Raw genomic sequence first — 1,485 nt, 5'->3', positions numbered from 1 at the left:
TCCGATGAGGTGCGTTATCTCGATTCGATCGGACGGAAGCAAAAAGCCGAATTACAGAGAGATGCCCGGATAGCAGAAGCAAAAGCCCGAAAAACATCGATTATCAAGGATTCCGAGAATCTACGCCTAACCGCTTTGCGTCGTATCCAAAAAGATTTAGAAATAGCCAAAGCTGACGCAGAAAAACGGGTGCGCGACACTCAAACTAAGCGCGGCGCCATGATTGCCGAGGTAGAATCGGTGGTTATGTCCGATTTAGCTAAAGTACAGGCAGAAGTGGCGGTACAAACTGCCCGAATTAAGCAGGTGAAACAGCAATTACAGGCAGATGTGATCGCCCCTGCGGCAGCGGAATGTCAACAAGCGATCGCCAAAGCCCGGGGGGAAGCGGCCAAAATTATCGAACAGGGGAAAGCGCAAGCGGAAGGAACCAAAAAATTAGCGGCTTCTTGGCAAGGAGCGGGAAATAACGCTAAAAACATCTTTTTATACCAAAAATTGGAGTTATTGCTGAAATTAATGGTCGCTAGTGTCCCAGAAGTGCAGGTGCAAACGGTGACGGTAGTGGACGGAGGTGATGGTAATCTTGTCCCGAAAATGACTGCCTTTGCTGAACAATTGCGTCAAGCTACCGGGGTGGATCTGGTACAAATGGCTAATCGCCTAGCACAAACCGAGCCATCTGTCAAGGGAAAAGAGACAAATTTTGATTTTAAACAATTGCCCTCTTGAATCAGTTATCAGTGATCAGTTATCAGTTATCAGTAGGAGGATAGAGTATTAAGTGAGCAGTATTAAATGGCAGTAAAAGTCCTGTCTGTTCACTGATTACTGATTACTGATTATCGTCCACTAGAATGTTAATCAAGTTTGGAGACCACCACCATGGATGACTTAATTAATGATCCCTCCCCTTATCCCCAAGACATAGAAATGACGCGGACTCCCCCCTGGGGAACAGTGACGGTATTGGAGGAAGGTCCCCGGTATCGCATCAATCGCATTGTCATTAAACCCGGCCATCAGATGAGTACCCAAATGCACTACCATCGCAGTGAACACTGGATTGTCGTCTCCGGCACAGCGCGGGTAATCTGTGATGAAAAAGAAACTCTCCTCAAACAAAAAGAATCTACATACGTTCCCATGAATACCCGTCATCGGGTGGAAAACCCCGGTTCTATTCCTCTGGTGATGATTGAGGTGCAAAATGGCGAATATCTAGGAGATGATGATATTCACCGTTTGGATGATGCAGAATAGGACAGTTTTCTCCCCTATATACTTTAGTTATTTGCCAAAATCTCGATCGTGGATAAAAAAATTATCCTAGTTACAGGGGCCGCCCGTTCTGGGAAAAGTGAATGGGCCGAATATTTAGCCAAAATCAGCCAAAAACCCGTTATTTATATCGCCACCTCCTCGGTGGATGAAAAAGATCAAGAATGGTGCGATCGCATTGAAAGACACCGGCAGCGACGTTCC

The 1,485-nt window shown here is 46.1% G+C and carries 3 protein-coding genes; all 3 read left to right on the top strand.

Annotated features, from left to right (window positions below):
• Window positions 1–732, top strand: a 732-nt coding sequence (locus PX481_RS17405; protein WP_502888613.1) for a flotillin family protein, incomplete at its 5' end; no start/stop codon positions are given.
• Between the two features lie 153 nt (window positions 733–885).
• The gene (locus PX481_RS17400) at window positions 886–1,263 is read left to right on the top strand and encodes a phosphomannose isomerase type II C-terminal cupin domain (RefSeq protein ID WP_002761188.1); all 378 of its coding nucleotides are present in this window, start codon (window positions 886–888) and stop codon (window positions 1,261–1,263) included.
• Between the two features lie 48 nt (window positions 1,264–1,311).
• Window positions 1,312–1,485, top strand: a 174-nt coding sequence (locus PX481_RS17395; protein ID WP_288095201.1) for a bifunctional adenosylcobinamide kinase/adenosylcobinamide-phosphate guanylyltransferase, incomplete at its 3' end; no start/stop codon positions are given.

The organism is Microcystis sp. M53603_WE2 (genome assembly GCF_030065435.1).
This window is presented reverse-complemented; position numbering and strand designations above follow the sequence as displayed.

Bases quoted from the DNA above. Each gene is read 5' to 3' on its own strand.
- PX481_RS17400 (WP_002761188.1), top strand. From the start codon at position 886: ATGGATGACTTAATTAATGATCCCTCCCCTTATCCCCAAGACATAGAA.